Source organism: Bowmanella dokdonensis, from assembly GCF_017254865.1.
Lineage (GTDB): Bacteria > Pseudomonadota > Gammaproteobacteria > Enterobacterales > Alteromonadaceae > Bowmanella > Bowmanella dokdonensis.
Window position 1 is genome coordinate 1 of the sequence record NZ_JAFKCV010000288.1, and the last position, 309, is coordinate 309.

Here is a 309-nt window from a genome sequence, read left to right on the forward strand (position 1 = left end):
TTAGCTGGAGTCAGGCATGAAGCACTTACGTATTGCAGACTTCCCATTATCTGGACAGTCTTTGATTGAAGCGAGTGCCGGCACAGGCAAAACCTTCACTATTGTGCGGCTTTACTTGCGTTTGTTACTTGGTGTCGGCTGTGCGCCGCTGAATGTGGATCAGATCCTGGTGGTGACCTTTACCAATGCCGCTACCGCTGAGTTGAAAAGCCGCATCCGGGCTATTTTAGCCAAGGCTAATCTGGATATGTATGTGGGTGCCAGCGACGATCCGATTCTGGCCGCTTTGATTGAACAAGTTGAAGACCG

The 309-nt window shown here is 50.5% G+C and carries 1 protein-coding gene; it reads left to right on the forward strand.

What is annotated here, in order from left to right:
- Positions 1-16 precede the first annotated feature (16 nt).
- On the forward strand, positions 17-309 hold a 293-nt coding region (locus J0A66_RS22620), incomplete at its 3' end, for a UvrD-helicase domain-containing protein (protein WP_206576055.1).